The following is a 17,945-nucleotide window of genomic DNA, read 5'->3' as shown; positions in this document are numbered from 1 at the left end:
GTGTCATATTCTTGCGACTATCTATAATCATTGCCGAATGCCTGCCCTATGCGTGCAGTGTTGTTGCTGACAGAAGGGCTGTGAGCACGAATGGTGATATAAATATGCTGTTATTCAGCAAGAAGTGGGGATATTGTTTTATTTCGTAACTAATATTTAATTTCGAAATAGTCTAGGATGGCTTTGTACTGATCTTGAGCAGAAAGACAGGTGTCTAGCAGATATTCTTTAATAGTTGGCCATTCTTGTAAACCGCGATAATAAAACATTTTGATGTCATCTTCAATAATAAATGGAACAATATTATTCGCAAGACATTCTTTAAACATAATTAGACGACCTATGCGACCATTGCCATCTTGGAACGGACGGATTATTCCGAAGTGATAGTGGAAGTCTATGATGTCCTCTATTGATTTATTATCTATGTTGTTATAAGAGGTAATTAGTTTTCTCATTTGGTTAGAGACTTCCTTTGGATGACAGGTTTTATTGCCTCCCACTTCATTAGGGAGTTTCTTATAATCACATACATTAAACCACTCTTTACGTGCATCAGATGTACCAGATTTAAGTATGTAATGTAGTTCTTTAATAAGTGATTCTGTTAACTTCACTTTCGCTTTATCTATGATTAGATTTATACAGCTAAAGTGATTTGTCGTTTCTATGATGTCATCCACATTCACACTATCCTTAGTTGCACCTATAGTATTGGTCTCGAACATATATCGCGTCTGATCTTGTGTAAGTTTACTTCCCTCAATTCTGTTAGAATTATAAGTCAGATCTATCTGCGTACGATGATAGATACCTCCTTTTAACTTCATATCTTTTTGTTCTTTTAAGTGATTTAAAAGGAGATTGTTACTGAATTTTCTAGTTTGTGCTTTTTGTGGTATTGGAGCATCTGCTGGTATATTCCAAGTTTTGCCAGTTATAAAAGCCCCTTGTATCTTACCTGTGGTACAGTAGTTACGCGCTGTTCTCTCTGAGACATTTCATTTGATAGCAAACTCTTTAACTGAAATATAGTTCATAGGGTTATTCGTGTTTTGCCGATAACGGCAAGTATAGTCAAGCTGTAAAGACATATTTGATAGTATATGGGTGTGAAGTAATGAGGTATTGTTTAATTATGTAACTCAAGTTTCGCACCCCTATTTCACAGGGTTTAAAAGGATAAAAAAATAGCATGCAAACCAAGGGGGTTCCCTTGGTTTTATTGTATCTTTAAGTTACCACACACAAAGTACAAAACATGCTACAACACGAAGATATTACTAAAGTTGAAGAATTAAAAGGAAAGTTTAAAAAGGTTTGGATGAGTTCTGAATATCTACAGGCGCATCTAAATATTTTAGGATTCAATAAAATTAAAAACCAATTTAACTGGTGCAAGAAAGCGGGTTATTCTTTTGAACAATTAATCGGTTCACTCTTAGTCTTTTCTATTATTGGTATTCAAAGCATTAATGAACTTGTCAGTAGCAAAAACTCAGGTATAAGTTTATGTGGTAAAGATTCTTACTATCGACTTTTAGCAAATCAAAACATCAATTGGAGATCATTTCTATTTCAGTTTGTAAAACAATATTTACAAAAGGAGGAGCTTTTTACTTCAACAGAAAATGCAACGAAGTGTTTAATTTTTGATGATACAGACCTTCATAAAACAGGAGAAACTATCGAAGGTATCTCAAAAATATACAATCATGTTTCAAAGACATACTATCTAGGATTCAAATTACTAGTAGCAGGATATTGGAATGGGAGTATTTTTATTCCAATTGATTTTAGTTTACATCGTGAGAATAAAAAATCAAAACAAAAATATGGTTTAACAATAAAGCAACGTAAAGAGCAAAAAAAGACCACTAGATGCCCTAAAACGGTTGCTTCAAAAAGATATACAGAACTAAACAAAAAGAAGACGGATGTACTAATACAAATGTTTTCAAGGATTATAAAGCGTAAAATAGCAATAGATTATGTTTTAATGGATACTTGGTTTACTAGTATTAGTTTACTTAAAAAAATACGTAGTCTTGGCAAGACAATTCATATTATTGGAATGTATAAATACAATAGTAAAATTGAAGTTGAATCCAAAGTTAAGACCATTTCACAACTTAAGAAACAGCAACTTAAGCCTAAAAGATGTCGTAAACTTAATTACTATTATTATCACTACATATCTGAAATCGATGGACTTAAAGTTGCTGTTTTTATTTCAAAACGTGGTCAGAATGGTAAATGGCATACTTTAATAGCTACAGACACCGCATTAACTTTTATCAAAGCAATTGAAATTTACAGTATTAGGTGGTCAATTGAAGTTTTTTTTAAAGAAGCGAAGCAACTCTTTAAACTTGGAAAATGTCAGTCAACGAACTTCGATGTTCACATTGCACAAATAACAATTACAATGACTCAGTATTTACTTGCTAGTATTCGATACCGTATGGAAGCTTATGAAACCTTAGGCGGGTTGTTTAAAGATTTGAAACAAGACTATATTGAACACAAATTAAATATAAGGATATTAGCTGTTGTAAGTCTAATTTTGGAATTTATTGAAAAATTAGACTTACAACATTGATATTGTAGAGTTTACAGCTAAAGTAATATCAAGTATAGAAGATTTTGAACTCTTACTAAATACTGTTAACTTTAAACATCAACCACTTACATAATTTTTTTGAGGTGCGAAACTTGAGTTATGTAATATTAAAATGAGAATAACTATCTTTCCTCTTTAGAAAAATATTAAATGAACCAAATATATATTTCGTGTAGTTTCTCTATGCAACAGGAGTTAAGAGAAGTTACAGATATGATAAAAGAAGAGATAGAAGCTATAGGATATAAACCATTTGTGTTTATAGAACAGTATACATTTGCGCTTCATCAAGAGAAAGAGATGATGACTCAGGCGATAAAGGATATCGATGAGAGTTGTTGCTTATTGGCAGAGACAACAGATAAGGGTATCGGGATAGGAATAGAGGCAGGATATGCTAAATCACAAGGAAAGCCTGTGGTTTATCTACGTCGGGCAGATGCTTCTCACTCAACTACAATGTCTGGTCTCGCTGATTATCACATCCTTTATAAGGATATAGAGGACTTAGGTATTCAGTTACGAAATATACTGCCTCAAGTCAAGTTAGATGTTATGCTAAGACAGTATATATTAGATTTGCTAATTAATGGACAGCAGACTTTCACTGCTGAGGTATTAGCTTATCTAAAAGAGTATAGAGCTCAAGGAGGAAGGCAAAATAGAGCAATAGAAACATTGACTGCATTGGCGAAAGTATATGATATAGTGCCTGGTTGGAGAGATAAGATAGATGATGTATTAGATATGGTGACAGGGTATTGTAGCAAAGAAAGGAGAGTTTGGGAAGAGTAAGTATATTTGTAGATAGAAAAAAGTAAAAGATGACAATAGCACAGTTGTTAAAATTTGTAGAAAGAGCTACTGTAAGAAAAGCAGCCCAATTATCTATACGTGAAGTAGAGGAAGAGAGTAAAGGACACTGGATAGCGTTTGTAGATGATAAAGAGGAAAGTTACGATGTACAGATTGTAATTGATGGGAAACAAGTACTTAGTAGAAGTTGTGAATGTGAGATTGACAATATAGTCATGTGTTCACACCAAACTAAGTTACTTATGGCTATAGACGATACTTTAAAAGGGAAAAAGGCAGTGGGCAAATCTGTTCTTAAGAAACCTATTACCAAAAAGAAAATGAGTGAGAGCGCAACTGTCTTGCATGAAGCGAATCAAGAGGAAGTATATCTGTGGTTTGTGGAGTTGTTTGCAAAAGAGAAAGCAGTAGAGCAAGAGTTTCTCTTAAAGTTTAAGAAGCAAGAAGATATTGTATATACAGCAAAGCAGGTCAGAGATATTATAAAAAAAACGATATCTTCTTCTTTTGGGAAACGAAAGAGCGCGAGTGCTGATGATATTAAGAAGTTTGTGAATCTGCTTACTCTTACAGTTGAACCTATTGAGAAGTTTTTGGTTTTTAATATTAGTAAGCCTATAGCACTGGATATTTATGTGATTATTTATGAAGAGCTTTTACAGTTGAAATACACTGTAAAGTTCACAAGTAAAAGGCTTGGTACTTATGCAGAATCTTTAATTACTAATTTTATTTTGTCTTTGCTAAATGTGAATGATATAGAGGTAGTTCACAATAGTATACATTACTTATCTAAGCAAATAGTAGTTAATAAGCAGAATACTGTGTTGGCAATTTTAATAGAAATATTTCAAAAAATTTATGAAAAAGCAGATGTAGAAACTAAACTGTTTTGTGGGCGTGAAGTAGGTAAAATAATGGAAACAATTGTAGGTAGGAGAAGTGGATTCAGCACTTATATACTACAGATATTTTTAGATATTTTAGTAGAACAACAGTTATTTAAAGACTATCATAAGGAGTTCGAAATAAATGAATATGCTCCTGAATATAATTGTGCCTTATTAAATGCTTTACTTCCTATTGATGCTATTCTTGTCATAAAGCACTGTAAGGGTATGTTGAGAAAAAATTATGTTGATTGTGAGTCTGTGGGATATTGTGAGATATTAATCAGTGCTTATGAACTGCAAAATATGACTAATGAGTCCGCTCGTATAAAGATACAAGTATTCTTTTTTAACTACAAATTTGATGATTATGTATATATCTCTACCTATTTAGAGGATAAAGTGGACTTAGGTAAGTTTAAAAAGAAAGTATTAGAAAAATTTCGCAATAGTTATAACGAAGAAAAATTGGTGTATTTTCAGGTTTTAGAATATGAAGGGAAGTATAAAAAGATGGTGGAAAGCATTAGTTCTTCTACCTCTCAAGCCTTAGTTAATCATTTTAAAGAATTACTCTTTAAATGTGATAGTGATAAGTTTTTAGAACGAGTAAGCAGAGTAGGACAAACTAAGAGATTTAATGTGGCTAATATTGAAGAATTAGCTCAGTTTATAGTAGATAATTACCCTAAAGATATTATTCGAAAGATGTTTAAGAAAGATGAGAAAAATTACTATTCTTATTCTGGTAGTTTAAATGAATTGATAATAAGTTTGATATAAAGTAATAGCCAGAGCGTCTTAATAAATAAGTAAACAATGACCATAGCACAGATATTAAAGCAGATAGATAATAAAACAGCTATCAAGGTAGGGAAACTACCTATACGAGAAGTCGAGGAGGAGAAGAAAGGGCACTGGGTAGCATACATAGATGAAGGAAATGATAGTCACGATGTGCATATAATCCTTAAGGGGAAGCAGGTGGAGCAGACGCAATGTGACTGTGGAGTTAATGAAGAGCAAATCTGTCAACATAAGGGTAGACTATTAATGAGCATAGAAGATGCGTTAAAAGGCAAAAAAATAGTAGATAAACCAGTAGTAAAGAAGACCCTGACTAAAAAGAAGATGAGTGAGAGTGTGGCTTTACTTCATGAGGTTAATCACGAGGATGTATATGGATGGCTAGCAGAATTGTTTAAAAAGAACAAGGATATTGAGCAGGAGTTTGTACTGACTTTTGGTAAAGTAGAAGTTCGCGATTATACTGTAGAGGATGTCCAAAAGATGATGACGGATATCCTAAAGACTACAGTGGGGAGGAAGAAAGAAGTAGATGCTCAGACTGTAAAGAAGTTAGTGGATCTGTTTACATTAGCTTTAGCGCCAGTAAATGATTATCTGTTAGTCAATATTACAAAACCTATTGCTATTGCTATTTATGTTGAAATACTTTCTAAGCTTCATACATTTAGAGAGTCAGTATATTATACGAGTAGTCGTATGGACACTTTTGAAAAGAAGTTTATAGAACGTTTTTTACACATATTATTTAATGTAAAAGATAGAGGTGCATTAGAGGGACAGTTGACATTTATAAGAACAAAACTTCAGAGTGTACAGGATAATCTAGAGACTTTTATATTGTGGAAGTTGTTTGTTGAAATAGAAACGGCTAGTGATAAAGATAATCTAGAGTTCTTTATTTCAGAAATAATAGCATTAAAAGATTTCTATAGAGAACATGCCAATGCCTTTAGTTATAATAGAAGCATCAACCGTTTTTTATTAAATGTTATTATTAGAAATGAATTGTTTGATACTTATTATCACAGGTTAACTCCTGTTATGTATGATGATGAGTACAATGAATACATGATAGATAGAATAGTTGATATTGACTTGATATATGCAGAGAAGTTCTGTATAGAGATTATAGAAGAGAAATTCTGTTTGTTTAGTAATAACGATATAAAACGCACGTTAGCTGAAATACAACAGAAACTTGGTAAAGGTAATGAGGCTTTAGAGACACAAATAGACTTGTTTTTTAAAGATATTAATATCAAGGATTATAAGTCTATTATGAATAATATTAAGAATATAAAGCAGAAAAAGGTATTCAAAGCTAAAGTCAAAGAGGAACTACGAAGTATGAATCTAAATGGAGATAGAGCAGAGATTTATTTTGAGATATTGCACCTAGATAAAGAGCATAAGCTGATGTTGGATGTTATTGATTGTAATATACCTTTATCATTGGTTTTTAAATACGCTAGTAAATTATATCAAGTAGATGCTAAATTGTTATTGGATAGAATAATGTTACTTGGACAATTTCCTTACAGAATGTTTAGTAAGGGGGGGAGTAAACAGGAGGAATGTGTCGATTTTGTTTTACAGAAGTATAAACGAGGTGATATTATTAGTAAATTTAGTAAGTATAGTGCACCTAGTGGTAGTCTAAATAAGTTAATTTGGACAAAAATTGTTAGTAAACAATAGCGTATATGAGATTTGAAAATATACGTTAAGACAGATTTAATAGTGATATAATGAAACAAACTATACTAGATAGAATAAAGGCTCTAGGTGGAGATATCAGTCAGGTAAAAGGGAAGTCTTTAGCAGAGGATTTAATAGCAATTAAGTTTGATACTGTACTATATCCAAAACCTGAAGATACGCCTTGGGCAGAGGCTGATGATCAAGAGCCAATTTATGGAATAGAGGAGTATGTCGATGGGTATCAAGAGTTGATTGCTACTGATAAGCAGGCATTCTATAATAAGATGATCGCCCACTATTACATAGATACTGAAGAAGGAAGAGGACAAGTATTTTGGACAGCACTGCCCTTCACACCTTATAAAGAAGGAACTGAGGATTATGAGGAGTGGAGTAGTGATTTTCTATGTGAGGATGAGGTAGACTTTAGTGAGGTAACGAAAGCTACAGGATTAAAACACCCTGATATGATTCAGTTGTTTTTTAGTTATGGTTTTCCAGATCATTATTATATTTGTGTTGAAGATCCTAATCAAGAGAATCCTACACTGTTCGGTACAGACCATGAGGTATTCTTTAGAGAGGTGACGAATGAAGGGAGTTTAGAAGAGTTTATGAATACATTTATGACTCCACAGGAATTGATAGAAATAGTAGATAAAGCATTAAGTAAATAATAGATATGAAATTAACAGCAAAGGATTTTAAGGCATCTGAGTATGACGAAGAGACATTAGAAATGGAATATACTCTAGGTAACAAGGAGATAAACATTTCATTATACAATGGCAATGACGAGTTAGAAGAGATTCTAAAAGATATAAATGACGTAGTGAGTCAATTAGAGAAGTATGCTGGAGAAGGAAAGGATGTCATTGTAGAAGAGCTTTATGACGTTTATAGTGAAAAGAATGAGGGACTGACAGAAGATACTTTTAGAGAAGAGTTAAGCCTGTTGTCTTTATATTTTACAGGAGATACAGAGGTAGAATTCACTTATGAGGGAGGAGAGTATTTCGGAGGGCATTTCTTATCAATAGAGATGGCTAATGGAGAGTTTGAGTCTCACGTAGCCATGAATGGATAGTAATATAAATTTTTATAAAAAAAAGGCTTGAGGAGTAATCTTCAAGCCTTTTGTGTCTTAGTTATTTATATTTTCATACTGTTGTTTTAGCAGGAATTTCTGTGTTTTTCCTGTGGGGGTCCTAGGAAAATCTTCTACAAAGAAGTATTTTTTAGGAACTTTATACTTAGCAAGTTTTGAGGTAATATAAGCTTTAAGTTCATCTGCGGATAATGTCTGCCCTTGTTTAAGAATGATAAAAGCAGTGACTGTTTCACCCCATTCTTCGTGGGGAAGACCTATTACCGCAACTTCGCTAACAGCTGTACATTCTAAGATACAGTCTTCTATTTCTTTAGAGAATACATTCTCACCACCTGTGATAATCATTTCTTTTCTTCTATCTACAACGAAGATATAACCATCATCATCTATTCTGACTAAATCACCAGTCTTATAAAAACCATCAAGAGTGAAAACCTCCTTTGTTTCTTCTTCTTTGTTTAGATATTCTGACATTAGACTATCAGTTCTGAAATAAATCTCTGCTATTTCTCCCTTAGTAGCTACGTTACCTAGTTCATTAATCAGCTTCATTTCCACACCAGGCATACTGTTTTTCCCTAGTGAACCTGCTTTGGTTAGTTGTTCATATGGATATAAGGTCATCCCTAATGGACCTGTTTCTGTCATTCCAAATACCTGATAAAAATTGGTATTCTTATAAAGCGTCATTAGTTCTTTAGCTGTAGTAGGGCTAATAGGTCCTCCACCATATATCCATGCTCGTATAGAAGTTAGGTTATATTCAGCAAAGTTTGGAAGTTTTGTTGGCATAATTAGAGAGATCGGAGCACCGAAGTAAGCAGTTACTTTTTCCTTTTGAATATTTTCAAGCAATTCTTGTGGATGATATTCTCGCTGTAATACAGTAGTTCCTCCTACAACTAATGTAGCGCCGAACCAATTGTTTAAAGGGGATGAGTGCCATATAGGCATTGCCATTAGCAGTATATCTGTTGGTACAAAACTAAGACCAAGTGCAGCTATTAGAGCTGCAAAAGTTATACTGCTGTGCTTCATTACACATCCTTTTGGCATTCCTGTGGTACCTGATGTATACAATATTTGCGCAATATCATTATCTTGTAAATCATATGAGTAAAGAGAGAAATTATGCTTTTGATATAATGTTTCAAAGCAGTCAAAAGGTTGTGTATTTCCCTGTGTTGTTAGTTTTATACAAGTGTGATTTACTGCTTGTACAGTTTCTGCTAATTGGTTATCAAATAAAAGAAGTTTTGTATTACTATCTTTTAAAACAAACTCAAGGGCTTTACTTTTTAATTTATGATTAATAGGAACAAATATGAGTCCTAAGTCCCAGGCTGCAAACATTGAAAATACAAATGCTGGTGTATTAAAACACATTGCGGCAACAGTATCTCCTTTTTTAAGTCCAAGATTATCAAATAGAGAACTAACTTGCTTGATTATCTTGTATGCTTCTTCATACGTATATTTATTATTTTGATATATTAAGAAAGGTTTCGTAGGAAATTTATCTACATTAACCTTTAGTATTTTTAATAAGTTCATTTCACATAAAATTAAGAGTGAATAATTCTACTTAAAATAGCTTCGGTAGTCTCTATGTCAAAAGTATTAGAACCAATGAAATGCCCTTGTTTAGAATTGTTTGAACGAGAATTAAAGAAGGCTTCGAATACTAGTTTAGGAGAATATTTATACATTAAACAAGCTTGTATCGTTAGGATTAGTTGTTCAGTAAATAAGCGTGCTTTAGCTTCAAAATTGGCATCAAGGTTATCCTGAAGCCATTGCTCTAAATTATCAATATGTTGAATTAGTTTATTGTTGTTTATTACTAACTCTTTTAGGTATTTAAATACAAGTCTTAGGTCGTTAGGATCTTTTTTAATTGATCTAAGGACATCAAGACACATAACATTACCAGAACCTTCCCAAATGGAATTAACAGGAGCCTCTTTAAATAAACGTGCCATAATACCATCATTGACATACCCATTACCACCGAATACTTCCATTGCCTCAGCACTTACTTCAATACTCTTTTTGCAAATCCAATATTTAGCAGCAGGTGTGATTGTTCTCCTAAATGCTTTAGAGATTTCAGATGTTTCGCTATTCTCAAAACAGTCAGCTAAGAAAAGTGAGGTGAGTGTTGCAGATTCGTTTTCAAGAGCTAGTTCTGCTAAGACTGATCTCATAAGAGGTTGGTCAATTAGCTTTTTGCCAAATACCATTCTATTTAAGGCATAGCTATACGCTTGGGTTGTAGCTTGTCTAATTATAGCGGTAGCTCCTAGTATACAGTTAAGCCGAGTGAACGTTGCCATCTCAATAATCGTGGGAATTCCTCTACCTTCTTCTCCAATTAATATTCCCCAAGCATCTCTAAATTCTACTTCACTACTCGAATTACTATTATTACCTACTTTTTCTTTTAGACGTTGTATTTCTACCGGGTTTTTTTCATTATTTGGTTTCCAGCGTGGAACATAGAAACAAGCAAGTTGGTCATTGTCTTCAATGCGTGCTACTACAAGATGTGCGTCACACATAGGAGCAGAGAAGAACCACTTATGACCTGTCAGCAAGAATTCTTTATAGCCAGTGTTTAATGTGTCAATACGTTTAGCTACAGTAGTATTAGACCTAACATCCGAACCTCCTTGCTTTTCAGTCATACCCATACCTATCCAGATTGATTTTTTCTCTAAGATAGGTAAGTCTCTTTCGTCATATTCTCTGCTCAGTAATTTATCTTGCAGTTCTTCCCAAAGTCTATGTTCTTTTTGAATTAGTGGAATAGATGCCTGTGTCATAGTCGCAGGGCATAAAGCACCCGGTTCTACCTGTGACTGTAAAATGAAATTAATTGCAGAAAATACCCATCTACCTTTTTTGTTATTCTCATACGCATATGAAATTAGACCTGTCTTTTTAGCCTCAGACATAAAGTGATGCCAGTCCGGATGAAACTCCACTTGGTCAATTCTATTACCTCGTCTATCGAATGCTTTTAAAGTTGGGGAATATAGGTTACATCGGATTCCTTTTTCAAAGGACTCTTTAGTTCCTAATACTTCACCTGTTTTTTTAAGTTCAGAAATATATTCTTCTAGATGATGGTGCTGTAGATATTCATTCATCACTGTGTCAGTAGAAAATAAATTGTAATCTTTTAATTCATCAAATTGGTTAGTGACTTTATGAGTCTTCCATGAATCTATCATAATTTTTGTGTTTTTTGGTTAAGTGTAAGATAATGAATATTTTGTAATGAATGAGTTAATTTTTTTAAATAGATAATTATAGAATATAAAATATGAGAAAAGTGTAATAAAATGACATATATGACGTTGAAATGTAAAACTCAATATTGCTATTTATTTTTTATGTTACTTTGTCCTTATAATAAAAGATGTACACTATGAAAATATCAGAGTTAATTACTTCTGTTAGTCAAAAAGATAAGAATAAAGCCCTAAAGTTGCCTGTGAGAGAATTAGAACAAGAGAGTAAAGGGCATTATGTTGCTTTCGTTGATGAAGGAGAGTTAAGTCATGATGTACAATTGTTTATGTTGGCTTCTAAAGTGACTGAAGTTACCTGTGACTGTGTTAATGCTGAGAACCTATGTGTGCATAAAGTAGCTGTACTCTTAGCGATGGATGGAACTAAAACTACGTCTAAAACTAAAGCTGCTTCTATAACTACTAAGAAAAAGAAGAAGTTAACAGAGACAGAGGAGGTAATGCTACGCATGGATAAGGATGCTATTACGAATTGGTTAACGGAGGTGTTTAAAAAGAATAAACCTTTAGAACAGCTATTTTTACTGACATTCTCTACTGAAGAGAAACAATATACTACAGCACAAGTACAGGAGATAATGGAACAGACTATTAAGTCTGTAGCGGGACGTAGAAAAACGTTAGAAGGAGCTAATGTCAAGAAGTTAATGGACTTAATGGCTATCGCTTTAGAACCTGTGAATCATTATGTAACGTTGAGTCTTAATAAGCCAATTGGACATGAGATATTTGCAACTGTAATAGAAACAATGAATGCTTTTGAAAGACGTATCCGTACCTACAGTAAGAAGATAGAATTATTCTATGAGGATTATGTCAATTGGTTTGCTTTGACTATTAATAATATTCAAGATAGAGCTGTGTGGGAAGAGGTGATTAAGAAAACTATTTATATAACGTTTGAACATGTTTTTGTTAAAGAGGTTGAAGCAAGGACGTATAATGATGATGTAGTAAAAGCAGTATATCACAATGGCACCAAGGAACAAAAACTGTTTATTGCAAAGGAGTTAGTTCACTCCATTAAAAGTATTAATGTGAAACGCAATTATTTTGATTTTACATATGTATTGTTCTTAAAGGAGGTGGCTTTAGATCAAGGTGTTTATGATCAAGTACAGGAGTTCTTTACGATAGATATTTACAACAATAGGCTTTGAGTTAGTAGAGAAGCAAATATTAAATAAATAATGAAAATATATTAGACAAAGTTGTTATCTTGTGATGATCAAACAACAAAGCCATGTTTAGTACAGAAACTTATAAGAGAAGAAGAGAATCTCTTCAAAAAAATATACAAGCAAAGGGGATACTATTATTCTTTGGAAATATAGAGAATCCAATAAACTTTGCGGATAACACTTCACATTTTAGACAAGATAGTACATTCTTATACTACTTCGGTATTCAAGAGCCTCACTTAGCTGCAATTATTGACTTGGATGAGAACAAGACGATTGTGTTTGGTGATGAGATGTCTATGGATGCTATTGTATGGATGGGGCGCCAAGAGACTTTAAAAGCGAAATGTGAGAAAGCAGGTGTAGTAGAAACAAGATCGTATGCTGATTTAGCTATTTATTTGGCTACAGCAATGAGTGTGAAGAGAAATATTCACTACCTACCGCCTTACCAATCATTCAACAAGATTTTACTAAGTGAATTATTACATATTTCTATTGCTGACTTTAAACCATCAGTGCCAATGATACAAGCTATCGTAGCGCAACGTGAAATTAAAGAAGCTCAAGAAATCGTGCAGATAGAGGACGCTTTAAAAGTGTCAAATGAAATGCACTTGCTAGCGATGCGTATGGCTAAGCCCGGCGTGAAGGAGTATGAAATAGTGAGTGCTATTCAGAATGTGGCAGGAAGTCATAACTGTGAGTTAGCCTATAATTCTATTGTGACGGTAAATGGGGGTATCTTACATAATCACTATAAGATGAATACTCTAGAATCAGGAAGGTTATTACTAAATGATTCGGGATGTGAGACAGCGATGGGATATGCATCTGATTTGACGCGTACTTATCCTGTAGATAAGACTTTCACTCCAGAGCAAAGAGATTTGTATAACGTAGTATTAAACTCTTTTGAAGGAGCTAAAGCAGAACTTAAAGCAGGTGTGAAGTATAAAAATGTACACTTAAAAGCCTGTGAGATATTAGCAGAAGGATTAATTGACTTAGGATTTATGAAAGGGAATGCACGGGATGCAGTAGCTAATCACGCACATACGATGTTCTTTCAGTGTGGATTAGGACACATGATGGGACTTGATGTACACGATATGGAAGATTTAGGAGAACAGTATGTAGGATATACATTAGATGATCCTAAGGATACCAAGCAGTTTGGTATTAAATCATTGCGATTAGGTAAAGAGTTAAAAGCAGGACATGTTCTAACAGTAGAGCCAGGTATTTACTTTATCCCTGAGTTAATCGAGATGTGGGATGCAGAGAAGAAGTATGCGGAGTTTATTAACTATGATAAAGTGAAACAGTTCGCTCATTTTGGTGGTATTCGTATAGAAGACAACTTCTTGATTAAAGAAGATGGTTACCAATATTTAGGACCTGAATTAATAAGAACAGTTGCTGAAATAGAAGACTATAAGGCAAAATACTAAGAAGCTATTTTTTTATTTAATAAAGAGCCAATAAGTTATTAGAACTTATTGGCTCTTTTTAACTCAGAATCAGCGATAGAGATATAAACGAAAAGTAATTATACAAGATAACTCTAAACTTATGAAAAAAGCATACAATAGTATGGTTTTAGAAGAAGTGAAAGAGGTATGAAGTAGTATTTCTTTGTAGTATTTGGCTAATGCTGATTTTGGGTTTAAAGTAAACGCGAAAAGAATGAAATTAGATCAGACTACAGGAAGTGTGTTTTTAGATGAATTGAATTGTACTATTCACAAAGGGATGAAGTTAGATGAGCTTAAAGAAACAGCTTTTTATAAAGCTAATTTTTCTAGTTTTAGAGATGTAAAGACAGGTTATTTCTGGTATGGGTTTAATCATTTTGTTTGGGAAGGGTACCATGTGTATTTTAACCTATGTTTTTTTGGTGATTCCCTTGAGAGTATGTATTTAGGTACTTGGGAACCAACTGATACTACATCTTGGGATGATTGGACAGAAAAGAGCGAGATGAAAGTGTTCGAACGCAACAATGCGTTTATGCGCAAGTTATCAGGAGAGAAAGGAAATAAAAGTAAAGACCCCTATCCACGATGGAATGATATTTATGAATGGGGAACTTTATGGTCTGTGTATGACCCAAGGAGTGCAAGTAGTATATCAGGTTTGTCTTATAATAAATAGAAGAAAAGTAATAAGTAAAATAGAACTGTTTCTATTTTACTTATTACTTCTTAAAGCCTCTAAGTGTTTTATTGGATCAAAATCTTTAACAATACCACTATCCAAACCTTCTTGAATTGCATTCTTTAGTCTTTCAACTTTTTTTATTCTGTAAGCAATGCAGATTTTACCTGTATAACCTCTTTATTCTCTTTGTACTTAGTCATCACTTTTACGATTTTTTCAAAGTTACTATTACTATGTTGTTTTAATGTAAAATAGCTGTAATGTTTTTAAAAAGAATGCTTTATAGCGTTGAAATCATCTTAACTTTATTAGTTTATGGCAACTTAGATTCAAAACAACAAGGGTGTAGTAAAATATTATATTTTTAATATGTGTATTTGTAAACTACTGAACGTTAGTGTTCAGTAGTTTTTTTGATCAATCTTCTAGGTCAGTTTATATGAAATTTCCACAATTTATTATTAGAGCTATATAAAAGGCAATCTTTATGCGATCTTGGTTTGGATGAGTCCATAGTGAGTCCATTAAAAAGCTTATTTTAATGGACTCACTATGGATACACGATGCTGTCAGTATACATTCATACAAACGGAGATAGTAACAACTTTAGCAGAAGCTATTAATAAAGTGATTTTAGAGTGGGATAGAGTAAAATAGATTTAATCCTTATGAGTTAGGATCACTGATTTCTAATGAAATAGATATTAGAATATGAGGCAAATTTACGAAACTAAATTGAATGTAGGAGAATGAAGGGTGGTCTAAAATCAAGATAACTTCAGTAAATAAACATAGTTGTCTGTTTCTAGTACTTTTTGTGTAATAATATTGAATGCTTTTGCGTTAATACTATGCATACATAGTATCTTTATATAAACCTATTAACTAGCCAATTATGCATTACTATCAACTACATGAACAGTTAAAGAACTTATTCCATACTGAAGGTGATTATCTAAAAAGTGAGGAGTTAGGTATTGAACTGTTTAAATATGACTTTGAATCTACACAAGCAGCTAATGTATTATGTGGATCGGATACATTGCATTGTGATATACATAATGAGGATTTTGAAGATACTTATAGCAAATTGACCACAGATACAGATCATTTGCTTGATATCTCAGATTATGGTGTCAGTGAAAATAAGAGGTTTAAGGTTACAATATTGAAAACACTTACTGAAGAGGTTTCTACAGATGTTATAGTTATGTTTCATGGGCTTAATGAGAAGAAGTGGGATAAGTACTTGCCGTGGGCTTATGAACTCGCTAAACGTACTAAAAAAGCCATTGTGCTTTTTCCTATTAGTTTTCATATGGACAGAGCTCCATTAGAATGGTCTGACCGTAAGCTAATGTTCGAAGTTGCACAACAAAGAGCTAAACACTGGCAAGAGAATTCTGATACAAGCTATGTAAATGCAGCATTGAGTACGCGTATGGAAGCTAATCCACAGCGTATGTTTTGGTCAGGATTACAGACGTATTACGACTTTGTTCAGTGGGATAAACAGTTGAGAGAAGGGAAATTTTCTTGTGTATCTCCTTCAGCTAACATTGATTTGTTTGGTTATTCTATTGGTTCTTTTTTGGCGATTATCCTATTGATGGCTAACCCTAATGGGATATTAACTAAAGCTAAATTAGTATGTTTCTGTGGGGGGATGACCATAGATCGTATGTTTCCAGTATCGAAGTATATTATGGATGGCAAAGCAACTATTATGATGCAAAAGGTCTTCGCCCAATTATTGACTACTAAGTTTATAGCTGAGTCAAGACTTCATCATTATCAATCATGTGAGTTACATCCAGGAGAGAGTTGGTTTAAGACAATGTTGAGGTATAATCACTATCAAGAGGAGCGAGAAGTTCGTTTAAAAGAATTAGAAAACCAAATCTACTCAGTCAATCTTAAAGAGGATGAAGTAGCTCCTGCTGTAGAAGCTTTAAATATGCTAAAGGGACCTTATAGAGACGTGCCTATTGGTGTAGATATTCTAGATTATCCTTTCCCGTATAGTCATATGGTTCCTTTTCCTTTAACAATCAAAAATGCGGAAGAAGTAGATATTCACTTTAATCTGACAATGGCTAAAATGGCTAATTTTTATTGATAGTTTTTATTAAGCTAAAAGTCATGCTGTCATTGAGTTTGTATGCTGTTTTAAATAAAGAATATTTGAAAAGTATAAGAAATAGATAAAAATAATTAACCAAGTGTATTAAAATTATATATACATTTGACCTATCAAATAAACAAAAAAGACATGTATCCAAGTCAATTACATCATCATCATCATTTTACTTGCACTCTTACGAGCTGGTAATGATATGGTGTATTTGAATCCAAAATATCTATTTATCCCGTTTGAGTAAATCAGACGGGATTTTTTGTTTTTAAGCGTATTGCTATTTGATACTTCCTATCGATTTACTCAAACATTTTAATCAAAAAATATCATGAGTAAATTAAAAATTGCAATTCAAAAAAGCGGACGTCTTAGTGAGAAATCCTTAGAATTATTAAAAGAATGTGGTATCAAGTTTCCTAATGGCGGAGGTAAACTGATTGCCGAAAGTAAGAACTTCCCTATTGAAGTACTGTTCTTACGTGATGATGATGTGACTAAGTATGTAGAGCAGCAAGTTGCTGACATCGGTATTGTAGGGGAGAATGTATTCTTAGAAGCGAACCTTCCTGTTACTATTCTAGAATACTTAGGTTTCGGTAGCTGTCGTTTGAGTTTAGCTGTTTCTAAAGAAGTTGATTACCAAGACATCAATTACTTTGAAGGCAAAAAGATTGCTACTTCATATCCTTTCGTTTTAGAAAAATACTTAAAAGAACAGGGCATCAATGCTACCATAGAGTTTATTTCAGGAAGTGTAGAGATAGCACCTAGCATAGGGCTTGCTAATGGAGTTTGTGATATTGTGAGTAGTGGGTCTACACTAATGTCTAATGGACTTAAAGAAGTAGAGAAGGTACTAGACAGCCAAGCAGTCTTAATTAGCAATCAAGCTTTAGGGGAGAAGAAACAAGCTTTATTAGACAAGCTGTTATTCCGTATCAAATCTGTACTTAATGCTAAGGAACGTAAGTATATCTTACTAAATGCCCCTAATGATAAACTTGACCAAATCATATCTATACTTCCAGGAATGAAAAGTCCTACTATCTTACCCTTAGCAGATGAAGGTTGGAGTAGCCTACACTCTGTTATCCAAGAAGACCAATTCTGGGATATCATCGACGAGTTAAAAGCCTTAGGGGCTGAGGGAATTCTAGTAGCTCCAATAGAAAAAATGATTTACTAAAGCAAGAAGC

At 33.2% G+C, this 17,945-nt stretch carries 13 protein-coding genes and 1 pseudogene; 11 read left to right on the top strand and 3 right to left on the bottom strand.

The window, feature by feature from the left end; all coding sequences use genetic code 11:
• Positions 1–149: 149 nt before the first annotated feature.
• Positions 150–830, bottom strand: a complete 681-nt coding sequence (locus LNQ81_RS17930) for a Fic family protein (RefSeq protein WP_229949141.1) — start codon at positions 828–830, stop codon at positions 150–152.
• Positions 831–1,261: 431 nt separating this feature from the next.
• On the opposite strand from LNQ81_RS17930, the pseudogene LNQ81_RS17925 reads away from it, so the two are divergent.
• The 6 genes and pseudogenes from LNQ81_RS17925 to LNQ81_RS17900 all read left to right on the top strand — a co-directional run bounded on the left by LNQ81_RS17925 (position 1,262) and on the right by LNQ81_RS17900 (position 7,927).
• Positions 1,262–2,696 (top strand): annotated as a pseudogene (locus tag LNQ81_RS17925) (IS4 family transposase).
• Between the two features lie 77 nt (positions 2,697–2,773).
• The gene (locus LNQ81_RS17920; protein WP_229949140.1) at positions 2,774–3,418 is read left to right on the top strand and encodes a hypothetical protein; all 645 of its coding nucleotides are present in this window, start codon (positions 2,774–2,776) and stop codon (positions 3,416–3,418) included.
• A 29-nt stretch (positions 3,419–3,447) separates the two neighbouring features.
• Positions 3,448–5,112, top strand: a complete 1,665-nt coding sequence (locus LNQ81_RS17915) for a hypothetical protein (protein WP_229949139.1) — start codon at positions 3,448–3,450, stop codon at positions 5,110–5,112.
• Between the two features lie 36 nt (positions 5,113–5,148).
• Positions 5,149–6,837 carry a hypothetical protein gene (locus LNQ81_RS17910; RefSeq protein ID WP_229949138.1) on the top strand — a complete coding sequence of 563 codons (1,689 nt, stop codon included), beginning with the start codon at positions 5,149–5,151 and terminating at the stop codon, positions 6,835–6,837.
• Positions 6,838–6,887: 50 nt separating this feature from the next.
• Positions 6,888–7,517, top strand: coding sequence for a hypothetical protein (locus LNQ81_RS17905; RefSeq protein WP_229949137.1), 630 nt, complete (start codon positions 6,888–6,890; stop codon positions 7,515–7,517).
• A gap of 5 nt (positions 7,518–7,522) precedes the next feature.
• The gene (locus LNQ81_RS17900; RefSeq protein WP_229949136.1) at positions 7,523–7,927 is read left to right on the top strand and encodes a DUF2262 domain-containing protein; all 405 of its coding nucleotides are present in this window, start codon (positions 7,523–7,525) and stop codon (positions 7,925–7,927) included.
• 57 nt (positions 7,928–7,984) lie between these two features.
• Here the strand turns inward: LNQ81_RS17900 and LNQ81_RS17895 are convergent, their stop codons facing one another.
• On the bottom strand, positions 7,985–9,505 hold the full coding sequence (locus LNQ81_RS17895; RefSeq protein WP_229949135.1) for a class I adenylate-forming enzyme family protein: 1,521 nt from the start codon (positions 9,503–9,505) through the stop codon (positions 7,985–7,987).
• An 11-nt stretch (positions 9,506–9,516) separates the two neighbouring features.
• Positions 9,517–11,187 carry an acyl-CoA dehydrogenase family protein gene (locus tag LNQ81_RS17890; RefSeq protein WP_229949134.1) on the bottom strand — a complete coding sequence of 557 codons (1,671 nt, stop codon included), beginning with the start codon at positions 11,185–11,187 and terminating at the stop codon, positions 9,517–9,519.
• Positions 11,188–11,384: 197 nt separating this feature from the next.
• Between LNQ81_RS17890 and LNQ81_RS17885 the strand changes: the two genes are divergently transcribed.
• From LNQ81_RS17885 to hisG, 5 genes are all read left to right on the top strand, one after another.
• A complete protein-coding gene (locus LNQ81_RS17885) occupies positions 11,385–12,428 on the top strand; it encodes a hypothetical protein (protein WP_229949132.1) in 1,044 nt (347 codons plus the stop codon).
• Between the two features lie 83 nt (positions 12,429–12,511).
• On the top strand, positions 12,512–13,903 hold the full coding sequence (locus tag LNQ81_RS17880) for an aminopeptidase P family protein (protein WP_229949130.1): 1,392 nt from the start codon (positions 12,512–12,514) through the stop codon (positions 13,901–13,903).
• A 235-nt stretch (positions 13,904–14,138) separates the two neighbouring features.
• On the top strand, positions 14,139–14,606 hold the full coding sequence (locus tag LNQ81_RS17875; RefSeq protein WP_229949128.1) for a hypothetical protein: 468 nt from the start codon (positions 14,139–14,141) through the stop codon (positions 14,604–14,606).
• A 901-nt stretch (positions 14,607–15,507) separates the two neighbouring features.
• Complete coding sequence (locus tag LNQ81_RS17870) at positions 15,508–16,731, top strand: DUF6051 family protein (protein ID WP_229949127.1); 1,224 nt, start codon at positions 15,508–15,510, stop codon at positions 16,729–16,731.
• A 346-nt stretch (positions 16,732–17,077) separates the two neighbouring features.
• On the top strand, positions 17,078–17,935 hold the full coding sequence (gene hisG, locus LNQ81_RS17865; RefSeq protein ID WP_229949125.1) for an ATP phosphoribosyltransferase: 858 nt from the start codon (positions 17,078–17,080) through the stop codon (positions 17,933–17,935).
• The last annotated feature ends 10 nt before the right edge of the window (positions 17,936–17,945 follow it).

The organism is Myroides oncorhynchi, assembly GCF_020905415.1.
Taxonomy (GTDB): Bacteria; Bacteroidota; Bacteroidia; order Flavobacteriales; family Flavobacteriaceae; genus Flavobacterium; species Flavobacterium oncorhynchi_A.
Note: the sequence above shows the minus strand (reverse complement) of the source record. Positions and strands in the feature narration are given on the sequence as shown.

Bases quoted from the DNA above. Each gene is read 5' to 3' on its own strand.
- LNQ81_RS17905 (WP_229949137.1), top strand. From the start codon at position 6,888: ATGAAACAAACTATACTAGATAGAATAAAGGCTCTAGGTGGAGATATC.
- LNQ81_RS17895 (WP_229949135.1), bottom strand. From the start codon at position 9,505: ATGAACTTATTAAAAATACTAAAGGTTAATGTAGATAAATTTCCTACG.
- LNQ81_RS17915 (WP_229949139.1), top strand. From the start codon at position 3,448: ATGACAATAGCACAGTTGTTAAAATTTGTAGAAAGAGCTACTGTAAGA.
- LNQ81_RS17870 (WP_229949127.1), top strand. From the start codon at position 15,508: ATGCATTACTATCAACTACATGAACAGTTAAAGAACTTATTCCATACT.
- LNQ81_RS17890 (WP_229949134.1), bottom strand. From the start codon at position 11,187: ATGATAGATTCATGGAAGACTCATAAAGTCACTAACCAATTTGATGAA.
- hisG (WP_229949125.1), top strand. From the start codon at position 17,078: ATGAGTAAATTAAAAATTGCAATTCAAAAAAGCGGACGTCTTAGTGAG.
- LNQ81_RS17885 (WP_229949132.1), top strand. From the start codon at position 11,385: ATGAAAATATCAGAGTTAATTACTTCTGTTAGTCAAAAAGATAAGAAT.
- LNQ81_RS17920 (WP_229949140.1), top strand. From the start codon at position 2,774: ATGAACCAAATATATATTTCGTGTAGTTTCTCTATGCAACAGGAGTTA.
- LNQ81_RS17910 (WP_229949138.1), top strand. From the start codon at position 5,149: ATGACCATAGCACAGATATTAAAGCAGATAGATAATAAAACAGCTATC.
- LNQ81_RS17875 (WP_229949128.1), top strand. From the start codon at position 14,139: ATGAAATTAGATCAGACTACAGGAAGTGTGTTTTTAGATGAATTGAAT.
- LNQ81_RS17930 (WP_229949141.1), bottom strand. From the start codon at position 830: ATGAAGTTAAAAGGAGGTATCTATCATCGTACGCAGATAGATCTGACT.
- LNQ81_RS17880 (WP_229949130.1), top strand. From the start codon at position 12,512: ATGTTTAGTACAGAAACTTATAAGAGAAGAAGAGAATCTCTTCAAAAA.
- LNQ81_RS17900 (WP_229949136.1), top strand. From the start codon at position 7,523: ATGAAATTAACAGCAAAGGATTTTAAGGCATCTGAGTATGACGAAGAG.